Origin of the sequence: Anaerocolumna sedimenticola, assembly GCF_009931695.1 — a bacterium.
GTDB lineage: Bacteria > Bacillota > Clostridia > Lachnospirales > Lachnospiraceae > Anaerocolumna > Anaerocolumna sedimenticola.
On the sequence record NZ_CP048000.1, the window covers coordinates 3,377,822 to 3,390,810 of the forward strand.

At 35.9% G+C, this 12,989-nt stretch carries 9 protein-coding genes and 1 pseudogene; 8 read left to right on the top strand and 2 right to left on the bottom strand.

Features of this window, described 5'->3' with window-relative positions:
• Positions 1-69: 69 nt before the first annotated feature.
• Positions 70-1,008, bottom strand: a complete 939-nt coding sequence (locus Ana3638_RS14900) for an AraC family transcriptional regulator (RefSeq protein WP_161838742.1) — start codon at positions 1,006-1,008, stop codon at positions 70-72.
• 519 nt (positions 1,009-1,527) lie between these two features.
• Between Ana3638_RS14900 and Ana3638_RS14905 the strand changes: the two genes are divergently transcribed.
• From Ana3638_RS14905 to Ana3638_RS14920, 4 genes and pseudogenes are all read left to right on the top strand, one after another.
• A complete protein-coding gene (locus tag Ana3638_RS14905; RefSeq protein WP_161838743.1) occupies positions 1,528-3,693 on the top strand; it encodes a glycoside hydrolase family 3 C-terminal domain-containing protein in 2,166 nt (721 codons plus the stop codon).
• 331 nt (positions 3,694-4,024) lie between these two features.
• Positions 4,025-4,294: a late competence development ComFB family protein gene (locus Ana3638_RS14910; RefSeq protein WP_161838744.1), complete on the top strand. Its 270-nt coding sequence runs from the start codon at positions 4,025-4,027 to the stop codon at positions 4,292-4,294.
• A gap of 94 nt (positions 4,295-4,388) precedes the next feature.
• Positions 4,389-4,952 carry an SOS response-associated peptidase gene (locus Ana3638_RS14915; protein WP_161838745.1) on the top strand — a complete coding sequence of 188 codons (564 nt, stop codon included), beginning with the start codon at positions 4,389-4,391 and terminating at the stop codon, positions 4,950-4,952.
• Between the two features lie 74 nt (positions 4,953-5,026).
• A pseudogene (locus Ana3638_RS14920) lies at positions 5,027-6,282 on the top strand (DNA polymerase Y family protein).
• A gap of 93 nt (positions 6,283-6,375) precedes the next feature.
• Here Ana3638_RS14920 and rpsT read toward each other — a convergent pair.
• On the bottom strand, positions 6,376-6,639 hold the full coding sequence (gene rpsT / locus Ana3638_RS14925; protein WP_161838746.1) for a 30S ribosomal protein S20: 264 nt from the start codon (positions 6,637-6,639) through the stop codon (positions 6,376-6,378).
• A gap of 191 nt (positions 6,640-6,830) precedes the next feature.
• On the opposite strand from rpsT, the gene gpr reads away from it, so the two are divergent.
• From gpr to Ana3638_RS14945, 4 genes are all read left to right on the top strand, one after another.
• Entirely contained in the window at positions 6,831-7,760 is a 930-nt protein-coding gene (gene gpr, locus Ana3638_RS14930) for a GPR endopeptidase (RefSeq protein ID WP_161838747.1), read from the top strand.
• 216 nt (positions 7,761-7,976) lie between these two features.
• Positions 7,977-9,374 carry a stage II sporulation protein P gene (gene spoIIP / locus Ana3638_RS14935; protein WP_161838748.1) on the top strand — a complete coding sequence of 466 codons (1,398 nt, stop codon included), beginning with the start codon at positions 7,977-7,979 and terminating at the stop codon, positions 9,372-9,374.
• Between the two features lie 273 nt (positions 9,375-9,647).
• Positions 9,648-10,805, top strand: coding sequence for an Ig-like domain-containing protein (locus Ana3638_RS14940; RefSeq protein ID WP_161838749.1), 1,158 nt, complete (start codon positions 9,648-9,650; stop codon positions 10,803-10,805).
• 212 nt (positions 10,806-11,017) lie between these two features.
• A complete protein-coding gene (locus Ana3638_RS14945) occupies positions 11,018-12,808 on the top strand; it encodes an O-antigen ligase family protein (RefSeq protein ID WP_161838750.1) in 1,791 nt (596 codons plus the stop codon).
• Positions 12,809-12,989: the final 181 nt, after the last annotated feature.

Sequence of the window (12,989 nt, forward strand, 5' to 3'; positions counted from 1 at the left end):
CCGCACCTCTTTTAAAATACATGAATTCGCCTGTATAAAATGGTTATCGGGAACTTGGTTGAAAAATAATTAATTGAAACTTGCATGGGAATCATGGTTTTGTTTTCGATAAAATTCTTTAAATTCTGTGGGTGTGCATTTTTTAATCGATTTAAACACCCGGTTAAAAGTCGAAATACTGGCAAAGCCGGACTGGAGAGCAACTTCTATTATTGGTAATTCTGGATTAAGCAGCAGGCTTTCAGCAGCTTTGATTCTTCTTAAGGTTAAATAATCATAAAAAGAAGTTGACGTCATTTGTTTAAACAATCTTGAAAAATGAAATTTGGAAAAGCCGGCTAACGAAGCAGCATTTTCTAACGTGATATTCTCCATATAACTGCGGTCAATATAATCATAAATCATATTCATTTTTTCGATATATTCTTTTTGCTTATTAAGACCTGCCAGAGGTAAGATTGTATTAGTACCCATATGATTACGCCCGATTAAAATAAACAACCGTATTATTAAATTATAAATAGAAGCTTCCCAAAGGGGAATAGCATTCATATATTCTTCTTTCGCCTGGATTAATAATTCATAAGCTTCTTTATAAATTTCCGGTGAGTTTTCAGGAGTTATAAGATTGGGATGGGTTAGTACGGGGGTAATAACGGAAAATCCTTTCTGCTTACTCATTAGTGTAAAATCAAATAGTATAATAATTCGGGAACCTTGTAATGGGGCGTAAAGTTCATGAAGGTCTCCCGGTGGGATAATTAAAATATCACCTTCCCGTAAGGTATAGTCAATTTTATTTATAATTGCGGTATAGGTATTTGATAAAGGCATTATGATTTCCACTGCGGAATGCCAATGGAGAGGAAAATTTTTATTAACCTGATTAACCCATAAAAGTACCGAGGAATTTTCGGAATAACCGACCTCTTCAAGAGTTCCGTTTACCTTACGTTCAAAGTCAGGAGCATATGCAGAAGTATTTTCTGCCAATTGTTTATCAGCCATAATATCCTCTCTAATCATCTTATTTTAGGGTATTTCATAACCTATAGAATTTTCTGTATATCCTGCACAATCATATATTGCTAAAATATGAGATTGATTTACTAATGGGTATGCACAATAATATGTTATAAACAGGGACATATATTTTAAGTCCAATGGGATAATGTAAGTAATTTAATCATATTTTATTATAGGATGTACGGAAAGTAAATAGATTTTGTAAAATAAGAGAGTATTATAACTTAGCAATTACTGAATGCCGCGTAGCAATAATTGATAAGAGTTATTAAATTTTTTATATTATAATAACATCATAAGTTATAGAATTGGACAATAGGTAATTGTGAAACTATATCGTTTTCTGAATATACCATACAATTAATACGAATTTCATAGCTTCAGTTGCCTTTAGGGCAAGATTCAGCTCTGAAATTGTATTAATTGCATGGCATAGAAATACAATATTCTGGTTTCGCAATTACCTAGAATTGGACAAAAAAGCGAGGAGGAACTTACAAAATGGAATCTAATAAGTACTTGGATGAATCTTTATCTTTTGAAGAAAGAGCTGCTGCATTGGTATCTGAAATGACACTGGAAGAAAAGGTTTATCAGACATTACACGGATCAGCCGAAATTAAGCGTCTGGGAGTAAAAGCTTATAATTACTGGAATGAAGCACTTCACGGCGTAGCCAGGGCAGGTGTTGCAACGGTATTTCCACAGGCAATTGGTTTGGCTGCAACTTTCGACGATGAATTTATAGGGAAAGTGGCAGACTGTATCTCCACGGAAGGACGTGCTAAATTCAATATGCAGCAGAAATACGGGGATACGGATATCTACAAAGGACTGACATTCTGGTCTCCTAATGTAAACATTTTCCGCGACCCCAGATGGGGCAGAGGCCATGAAACATACGGGGAAGACCCTTACCTGACTTCCCGTCTCGGAGTCAGCTTTATTAAAGGCTTACAGGGAAATGATAAAAAGTATATGAAAGCGGCAGCCTGTGCAAAACATTTTGCAGTTCACTCCGGACCGGAAGATCTTCGCCACAGTTTTGATGCAAAGGTTTCTAAGAAAGATTTAAATGAAACTTACCTGCCGGCGTTTAAAGCATGTGTACAGGAGGGAAAGGTAGAGGCAGTTATGGGAGCTTATAACCGCACAAACGGTGAACCCTGCTGCGGAAGTAAAACCCTGCTTAAAGATACCCTTCGTGATAAATGGGGTTTTAAGGGACATGTTACTTCAGATTGCTGGGCGATTAAGGATTTCCACGAACATCACATGGTTACGTCTACACCTGTAGAATCTGTTGCTTTAGCTATGAATAATGGCTGTGATCTAAACTGCGGTAATATGTTCGTACATTTATTACAGGCAGTAAGAGATGGTTTAGTGGAAGAAGAGACTATAACACAGGCAGTTACAAGATTATTTACCACCAGAATGAAACTTGGACTATTTGAGACTCCTGAGAAAGTACCTTACAATACTATTAACTATGATGTAGTGGACAGTAAGGAGCATAAAGCGTTAAATATTGAAGCTGTTAAAAAATCCATAGTATTATTAAAGAATGAAAACGGGCTTCTGCCGTTAAATAAGAACAAATTAAAAACGGTTGGTGTGATAGGACCGAATGCGGATAACCGGAAAGCGTTAATCGGTAATTATGAAGGAACTGCATCGGAATATATAACCGTATTAGAAGGAATCAGAGAGTATCTGGGTGAGGATGTTACCATCCGCTACTCCGAAGGATGCCATTTGTTTAAAGATAAAGTCCAGGGTCTTTCCAGAACCAATGACCGTGTTGCTGAAGTCAGGGCTGTTGCCGATGCTTCTGATGTTATCATAGCATGTTTGGGTCTTGATTCCGGTTTAGAAGGAGAAGAGGGAGATGAGGGTAATGAATTCGCCAGCGGTGATAAGCCGAATCTGAAACTCCCCGGATTACAGGAGGATATCTTAAAAGTTCTTTATGAGAGTGGTAAACCGGTTATATTAGTATTACTTTCCGGCAGTGCATTGGCAGTAACCTGGGCAGACGAGCACATTCCTGCTATTATACAGGCTTGGTATCCGGGTGCACAGGGAGGCCGAGGTATCGCTCAGGTGTTATTTGGTGAATATTCACCGGAGGGCAAGTTACCGGTAACTTTCTACCGTACCACCGAAGAACTCCCGAAATTTACGGATTATAATATGGCAGGACGCACCTATCGTTACATGAATCAGGAGGCCTTATATCCGTTTGGATATGGATTAAGTTATACTGATTTTACCCTGGGCGGGGCCGGTATCAGCCAGGATACGATAGCAGCGGGTGGAAATGTGGCCTGCAGTGTTAAGTTAAAGAACACCGGAAAAATGGACGGTGCAGAAACCGTTCAGGTTTATGTAAAAGCACTGGATGTGGAGGGTGCACCAAATCATCAATTAAAAGGAATTAAAAAAGTATTCTTAAAAGCAGGAGAAGAGATGGAAGTTCAAGTTATTCTTCCGGCAGAAGCGTTTGCTTTATTTGATGAAGAGGGGAAACTGGTATTAAACGCAGGCAGTTATGAAGTTTATATCGGAACTTCCCAACCGGATAAGAGAAGCATTTTCTTAACCGGTAAACAACCAGGCATTTTTACGGTAAACTGTAAAGAAACATCTGTAATTGAATCATAATTAGCGGGCAGGGGCTGTTGTAAAAGAATGAATTTAAAGATTCTGATAGTTACAACAACCCCTCTATTTAATTCGTAACAGTTTATTGTTGTAAAATTCTTTATAAATATCCATACTCCTTGTATAATTACTAAATTAAGTTAAAATAACTAGTCTAAATAGATTAGTTACAATTGCATTATTCCATGTTATACTGATTTTATATAATAATGTAAGTATTTTGATATGTATTATATTCCACCTGCAGCATAAGGAGATTGTACATAATTATTGCATATGATATAAATGAAATAGATACATATTGGATAATGCAGATGTAAAGGGGAAGTCTATGGAAAAATATTATAATGTCATGGAGACATTAGTAGAAGAGAAGTTAGGCGAAATCTGGGATACATTAGATTGCTGCAAATGCGAAAAATGCCGTAATGACATCATTGCGTGTACGTTAAATCAAATGACTCCTAAATATGTTGTAACAAAAGAAGGGGAGCTGTTTGCACGTTTATGTATTTTATCTGCAGAACATGAATTTGAGATTGTAAAAGCGATTGCCACATCAGTTAGAATTGTTACGGAGCATCCGAAACATTACATATAATGTTACTGATTCATTTATTTCGGGAACAATATATTTATGGGTTTTAAACGCAATATGTAGAAATATGAATATTTTATGTTAGGAGGTTATCCCTATGTGCGGCCGTTATTATGTGGATGATGAAACATCGAGGGAAATACGTAAGATACTGGAGCAATTAGATGCTAAATATGAGAATAATAAAAGAAAATCCGGAGAAATATTTCCTACTGACACCGCACCGATTCTGGCGGCATATGGGAAGAACATTGAACCGGAATTATCGGTATGGGGATTTCCTAATTATTATAAGAAAGGTGTATTAATTAATGCCAGGGCTGAATCAGTACTGGATAAAAAGACCTTTCGCGAAAGTGTTTTTAGCAGAAGATGCGTCATCCCATCCAGTGGTTTTTATGAGTGGGACAGAAATAAGAAAAAGTTCCTTTTTAAAAGAGAAGAATCAGAAACTCTTTATATGGCAGGCCTTTATAATTTTTTTAATGAGGAATGCCGTTTTGTTATATTAACAACACAGGCGAATCAATCCATGAATGATATTCATGACCGTATGCCGGTTGTTCTTGAAAAAGAAGAAATAGAGCAATGGATAATGGACAATAATAGTACAAGCAGGATTTTAAATCAAGTTCCGCCCGTTCTGGCGCGGATTTCTTAACCATAAATTTCTATTGATGATCGAACATACATTCTGGTATAATGCATATAATGTATTAGAAGGAGAACATATGTATGGAACCGATTATTTTTCATATTGATGTAAATTCAGCATTTTTAAGTTGGGAAGCAGTTTACCGGATTAAAATTCTGGGGGAAAGAACCGATTTACGAGAGATACCATCGGCAGTCGGTGGAGATGTTAAGAAAAGGCACGGTATTATTTTAGCCAAATCACAACCTGCCAAAAAGTATAATATACAGACAGGAGAAAGTGTCAGCGAGGCCGCAAAAAAATGTCCGGATTTGGTATTAGTTCCGCCCATTATGATTTATATGAAAGCTGTTCAAAAGCATTTATGGATATATTAAGGGAATATGCACCCTGTGTGGAACAGTACAGTATTGATGAGGCATACTGTGACATGACCGGAACAGGTTATCTTTATGAATCTCCGCTTAAAATTGCCCACATTATCAAAGACCGTATTTATGAAGAACTGGGTTTTACGGTGAATATCGGCATATCTTCTAATAAATTATTAGCCAAGATGGCTTCAGATCTAAAAAAACCCAATATGGTTCATACCTTATATCCCTGGGAAATAAAAGAAAAAATGTGGAAATTACCGGTTTCTGATCTTTTTTATGTAGGAAGGGCTACTACTAAAAAACTGCATACTCTTGGCATACACACGATTGGGGAATTGGCGGTTACAGATATCAATATCTTACGGTCACATTTTAAAAAATATGGGGAATTGATCCATGATTTTGCCAATGGATTGGATACTGCCTTTGTAACGGATGAAAAACCGGCGAATAAGGGGTACGGCAATTCAACTACCACACCTTTTGATGTGGATAATGAGTTTTCTGCTAAGATGGTTTTACTTGCCCTGGCTGAAACCGTCAGTACAAGACTGAGGAACGACCACGTGATGGCCTCTGTTGTGGCGATTCATATTGTGGACTTTGAATTTCACCATGTTTCCCATCAATTAACTTTATTTACGGCAACAAACATAACCAATGAAATATATAAGGCGGCGTGCAGGTTATTTGATGAGTTATGGGACGGTATTCCGGTCAGACATCTGGGAATCCACACCAGCAGGATTACAGAGGATTATGGAGTACGACAGTTAAATTTATTTGATCTTTATCAGCCATATGAAAAATTAGCTAAGCTGGATAAAGCGATAGATCATATAAGAAACCGGTATGGTATTGACGCAGTGAAACGGGCATCTTTTATTAAGAGTCCCATTTACCACATGAGCGGCGGGGTATCTCCGGAAAAAAGAAAACCAAAAGATTTTAAAAAATAAGACGCTTAAACAAGCGTCTTATTTCTATGAATAAAGTAATATTCAATTTATACAGGTCGGAGTGGGTTATGCCCCTTCCTGAATCTATAATTATTAAGCAATAGAATTAACAGCTTTGCTTAAACGGGATACTTTTCTAGATGCAGTATTCTTATGATAAACGCCTTTAGAAGTAGCTTTATCAATTTCAGAAATTGCAGTGATTAAGCTTGCTTTAGCAAGTTCTTTGTCGCTGGCAGCCACAGCAGCATCAACTTTCTTTATAACAGTCTTAACCTTAGATTTAATCGCCTTATTTCTTAAAGCCTTAGTTTCGTTAACTAAGATTCTTTTCTTAGCAGATTTAATGTTAGCCAAATCGTACACCTCCAAAATGTTCTATTTTTAATTGAATTATTTGTTTCATTAAATCCGGACACGGACGTTCTAATGCAAACATACTATTATATAGTAGTATAAAGCCATAATTCTGTCAATACATATTTTAAAAAAAAATGAAGAAAATATAAGAGAATAACTTTAAACATAGAAAGGTATGATCTTAGAGCATGGACAAAAAAGAAGAAAACGGCAAGATAGCAGGAGTTCCGAGGACGGACCTTGCATTAGAGGTAAGAGAAACCTTTGAGGAAGACAATGTAGAAATACAAGGTGTGGTTTTAAAAGAGGATTATGATAAGAAAAAAGATATCCGTGTGACTACAGTAACCATTAAGGATCAAAAAGGTGCCGATGCCATGGGTAAACCGATTGGTACTTACATTACCATAGAAGCTCCTAAGCTGGGAGAGGAAGATGAAAGTTTCCATGAGCCTATAACAAAAGAAATTGCAAAATATATTAAGCAATTGGCCGGTGAGACATCGAAAAGAGAAATTCTCATAGCAGGTCTTGGCAATCGGGATGTTACACCGGATGCCTTGGGACCACAGGTAGTAGATAATTTATTTGTTACGAGGCATCTGGCAAAAGAGTTTGGCAACAGTTTCTTAGAAGAGAATAATATGGGTAATGTCAGTGCCATTTCCCCGGGGGTAATGGCTCAGACCGGAATGGAAACCAGTGAAGTATTAAGAGGCATTATTCGGGAAACCAAGCCGAAATTAGTAATTGTAATAGATGCATTAGCAGCCAGAAGCATACACAGACTGAATAAAACGGTGCAGATTACGGATACCGGTATCAGTCCCGGATCCGGTGTAGGAAATAACAGGAAAGCATTAAATAAAGATAGTCTTGGAGTAGATGTGATCGCTTTGGGAGTTCCAACCGTAGTTGACGCTTTCACCATCGTAAGTGACACTATGGAACAATTTATGTCAAAACAGGGTTTCGGTGAGAAAGAAATCCATCAATTTATGAATGAACTTAATGAAGAAACTATGGGTAATATGTTTGTTACCCCAAAAAATATTGATGAAACTATAAAGCGCATTAGTTATACCGTCTCTGAAGCTTTAAATAAATGTTTTGCATAAGGCGTTTTTCTCCAAAACCAAAAGCAATCATAATTTAGTTGAATATAAATTATTTTATCATAACTTTAGGTTTTGGGGAATTGGTATAGCCTGTCTAAAAAAAATTATAAAATAGTACCTGAAACGTTATCAGATTGAAAAATGAAGCATATGATAGATTAAGTAGAAGGTCTATTAAGTGTTATTTATGGTTAAAACTTCAGATGGGAGAGATTTATGAGAAGGTATAAATACAGGATTGCAAGACTGTTTCATATAGCGCTTTGGAGTATAATATTAATCCTTAGCTTAAACGTATTGATTAAATGTATTCGCATACTGGGACCGGGTACAGGCGGTAATTCAGGAGAATCTTTCGAGACACATATGGTTACGGCAGCCTGTAATTATATGATGCAATCCGGTATTCCCATATTAGGTTATATATCCGGCAGTGAGGAAAACGAAAATAGAAATTTTATACTTAATACAATGATAGGAAACTTTCCTATTAATCGTTACATAGCCCAGGCAAGTGATGGATCTGAAAATAATTTAATAGAAGATCAAAATAATGCGCTTTTATTTGCAGGAGGTAATAATACTTTATTTAATAATGACTTGTATGTCAGCAAAATTTTAGAGGGAATTGATAGTTATAATCAATTAAATGTACATAATCAGACAGACGATAATACCAATAACAATGATAGAAATTCACAGGAAGGCGATTCTGCCGTGGCAGTGAATGGAATAAACGGTATCATGCCTATTGATATAATAAACGGAGAAGTTTATTTGGAAAGTGAAGAAACTAATATTTCAAGTGAGGATGCAAAAGAAACTTTGGGAATGATTAACGGTCAGAGTTTTACCCTGAACCAGTTATTAAACCGTCAGTTCTTATATAATAATTTTTACATAGTTGATTCTGCAACAGTAGTAAGCGATAAATTATTTGATGCTGAAAAATTAATGGGTGAGGATATGACTATGAAAACAACGAAAGACAAGCCGCAGATCTTAATTTATCATACTCATTCCCAAGAGACTTACAGTGACAGCAGACGGGGAAAAGAAGAAGATACGGTAGTGGGAGTAGGAACTTATTTGACAAAATTACTGGAGGATAACTATGGATATAATGTTATCCATGATAAAACGAAATATGATATAATGGGAGGAGAGCTGGATAGAAATTTAGCTTATAATTACGCCTGTGATGGTGTTGAGAAAATATTAGACAAAAATCCCAGTATCGAAGTAATAATAGACTTACATAGGGACGGTGCAGATAGTAAACGTGTGACTAAAATAGACGGGAAAGACACTGCACAAATTATGTTATTTAATGGTTTAAGCAGGAATTCAAAAGGTGCGATTACTCATTTGAAAAACCCGTATATCCAGGATAATCTGGCTTTTAGCCTTCAGCTGCAGCTAAAGGGCAGGGAAGTATATCCCGGTTTAATGTATAAAAACTACTTGCAACAGTACAGATATAATATGCATCTCAGGAAAAAATCCCTGTTAATAGAACTAGGAACTGATAAAAATACAGTTGAAGAAGCGATGAATGCAATGGATTATTTATCTGAAATCCTTAATGAAGTTCTCTCGGGAGAGAATAAATAGTGATAGAAATCGATAGCTGTTTATAAAATATAGAGTAAGTAACTAGTAACGTTTTTCCTGATATTTCCTGGTATTTATCTATATAGAAACCAGTTATTACATTGACTTTTCGGTGGATTTGTAATATAATACCAGTGATTACAAAAGATGGCTCAATCCGACATATTACGACTTTATTAACAATAAACCGTTAAAGGGTAAGAGTAAGTCCGGGCCTAAAAATAATAGGGAAACCTAAGGAATCTGGTTCCAAAGGTTAACAGGAGGAATTGCATGAACAAATTTTTCAAGAAAATCGCCATACTTCTTTGTGTAATGTTTATTGCACCTGCGGTATTAAATTGCTTACCGTCGGTTCAGACTGTTACAAAAGCAGAGGCGGCAGCAAAAGCAAAAGCAGAATTAACCAATAAGAATGTGGGCATTTGTAGTACCCCGGAGTATTTATACATTGTAAACGCTAAAAGCGGTGCTAAATACACCTATACATCCAATAATACAAAGGTAGCAACGGTAAGCAAAGACGGTAAAATCTCAGGTGTCAGCAAAGGTACTGCAATAATTACGGTATATGAAACCTATAAAGGTAAAAAAACTAAATTAAGTACCCAATCCGTATCCGTAGTAAATTCCAAACTTGCCAGAAACAGTATGGAAGTAATTGCACATACCGGATACCTTGCACCAATACAATATATGAATTTTAAAGCAAAATATACATATACATCTTCGGATCCATCCATAGTAACAACGGATAAAAATGGTTTTATCGTTGGTTTAAAAGGCGGATCGGCAACTTTAACGGTAACGGAAACTTATAAGAATGTAAAAAGAGCTTTAGGTGATATTGCAGTAAGTGTAACAGAATCCTCTATAAGTGATGAAAGTAAGAATATTACCATTGGTATTAACTCAATCAATAGTGTCTACGATGTCATTTACATTACCAACAGTTCCTGGGATGTAGTTTACTCCTATGAATCAGCAGACCGCAATATCGTTTCTGTCGACTCAAGAGATGACGGCTGGGGTTATACTGAAACGGTTTTAAAAGGAGTTAATCTTGGTACTACTACCGTTACTGTTTACGAAACATATGCGGGCGTAAAGAGAGCCGTAGGAACTGTAGAAGTAACAGTAAAAGAGATTCCGATTACCTCCATGAAATTAGAAGATTATTATTTAGAAGCGGATGGTTCCCTATCCTTAACTTATTACCTTGGTAATAAAGGCGATTTTTCTTTAAGTGAATATCTTGTTAAGGAACCTTTTAATGCTACTACGCCAGTAATTTTTACCTCCAGTGATGAGTCTATTGTAAAAGTGGATCAGGACGGATATGTAGAACCGGTAAAAGTAGGAAATGCAGTAATTACAGCATCCTGCGGCAGTTTTTCTGCTAAATTCAATATTACGGTTTCTTCTTACTAATTTTCTGAATTGGTAATAGCATATTAATTTCAAAGTGAAAGAATACTAATTGAATTACAACTTTTTCTATACTATAATTGAGCATGAAGAATAACTCATAAAAGAGTATGAACTCTTTTAGGCATTATCTTTTCATGCTCTGTTTTTCTTCTATATAAAATTAGTTAGGTAATAGTTTACCGATGATTTGAAACTACCGGGGGATTAAGTATATGCGGCCAAAGAAAAAAAGGAAAGAATTTAATGATTTGTTAATTCCCATTATATTCCTATTATCCATCCATCCTTTTATTACACGTTTAATTGTATATGAAAGCGGATTAGCTAAGTACAAGTGGTTTCCGGATAATGATATTGTCTCCGATTTTTTTTCCTACTATAAAAGTTATGGTTTAATTTTAGTTGCAGTTTTTGCTGCTATAATATTATTAATTTATCTATTGTTATACCGTTCCCGGATGAAAAATATGAAATTGTTCATACCATTGGGGATATATTCATTGATTATAATATTATCTGCTGCATTTTCTGTAGACGTACATACTTCATTAGTTGGCGGGATGGCTCATTTCGAATCGGTTTTTGTACTCCTGGGATATGGGGTATCAGCTCTCTATACATATCAAATCATGAAATCGGAAGAGGACTTTAAAAGTGTACTAAAATCTATGATCATCTCAAGTATTGTTATGATTATTCTGGGATTTTTACAAATGTTAGGAAAAGATATTATAGAATTTACCTGGTTTCAGAAATTGATTATACCAAGGGATTATTGGGAAGAATACCTTGGTAATATTAAAAATCTTTTAAGCACGAATGCAGTATCGCTGACCTTATTCAACCCTAATTACGCAAGTGTATATGTGGCGATGTTAATACCTGTTTTTATGGTTAGAATGTTGTCGGTGGATAATAAAAAGAAAAAAGTTTCTTATATTATTCTTCTATGTGCCATGTTAACGGTTCAGTTTAAAACATATTCAAGAACCGGTTTTTTATCCATATTTATCACTATACTGTTTATGGGATATTTTTACCGTGACCGCTTAAAACAATGGAAAAAACAGTGTACCGCAGGTCTCATTCTCTGCTTTGTTTTATTTATTGCAGTGGATTCCCTGAGCGGTTTCCGTTTCATAACCAAACTGAATGATACCTTTAAAAATGTAAACAAAACAGAAGGCAATTCATTGGAAGAAATACTGACCAATAAAGAACAGGTGTCTATCAGTTATAAAGGAGTAAAATTGCAGGTAGCAATTGATTCCTCTCAAGGTTCTCTTGCATTTACCGATGTTTCAGGAGAAGATAAAACAGGGCTTTATAATAAGAATACTAATACATTAGAGTTAGAGCCGTTTCAGGACATAAAGTTTATGATAAAAAATGATAACGGGAAGGAGCTTTTGATTGCCCGAATCAACGGAACGGATTGGAATTTCTATAACGATAAAGAACAGGGATATATTTATCTTAATGATTTCGGTAAAACGGAGAAACTTGAGAAAATAGATACATTGGGATTTAAAAATCAGGAACATATAGCGTCCGGAAGAGGATATATCTGGTCAAGATCCATTCCTCTTTTGAAAAAGAATCCACTAACTGGTACAGGCCCGGATACCTTTCTGCTGGTATTTCCCCAATGGGACCATGTGGGAAAAGCGAACAACTGCAAAACACCTTATACTTTAATTGAAAAGCCCCACAACATGTACCTGATGATTGGAATTCAGACGGGAGTAATATCATTACTATTGTTCCTATTGTTTTACATTCTATATTTTATTCAGTCTTTCCGAATTTATCGTAAGATAACTGGAAACGGTTATATAAAGCAGTTAGGCCTGGGCTGTTTTCTGGCAACCATAAGTTATATGGTAAGCGGTTTATTTAATGATTCCTCCTTACAGACCTCACCGACTTTCTGGATATTAATCGGTATGGGATTAGCGGCGAACTATCAGCTTAGGCAGGGATCTAAAATTGGTACTAAATAAAAATGAGTCTTAATGAAATATGAAAGGCCATACGCTATTACTTCGCAGACATCAAGAAACAAACGCTTTTTCTTGTAAGTAAGTAAGGTCTATGCTATAATACAACAGAAAAGTACTAGTGTACCGGCATGTTGATGTCTGTATCAATTGCTTGTCGGCATACTAGGCGTTGCAGGAGGAA

Excerpts from the sequence above, each read along its gene's own strand:
- Ana3638_RS14900 (WP_161838742.1), bottom strand. The coding sequence starts at position 1,008 with ATGGCTGATAAACAATTGGCAGAAAATACTTCTGCATATGCTCCTGAC.
- Ana3638_RS14905 (WP_161838743.1), top strand. The coding sequence starts at position 1,528 with ATGGAATCTAATAAGTACTTGGATGAATCTTTATCTTTTGAAGAAAGA.
- Ana3638_RS14910 (WP_161838744.1), top strand. The coding sequence starts at position 4,025 with ATGGAAAAATATTATAATGTCATGGAGACATTAGTAGAAGAGAAGTTA.
- Ana3638_RS14915 (WP_161838745.1), top strand. The coding sequence starts at position 4,389 with ATGTGCGGCCGTTATTATGTGGATGATGAAACATCGAGGGAAATACGT.
- gpr (WP_161838747.1), top strand. The coding sequence starts at position 6,831 with ATGGACAAAAAAGAAGAAAACGGCAAGATAGCAGGAGTTCCGAGGACG.
- spoIIP (WP_161838748.1), top strand. The coding sequence starts at position 7,977 with ATGAGAAGGTATAAATACAGGATTGCAAGACTGTTTCATATAGCGCTT.
- Ana3638_RS14940 (WP_161838749.1), top strand. The coding sequence starts at position 9,648 with ATGAACAAATTTTTCAAGAAAATCGCCATACTTCTTTGTGTAATGTTT.
- Ana3638_RS14945 (WP_161838750.1), top strand. The coding sequence starts at position 11,018 with ATGCGGCCAAAGAAAAAAAGGAAAGAATTTAATGATTTGTTAATTCCC.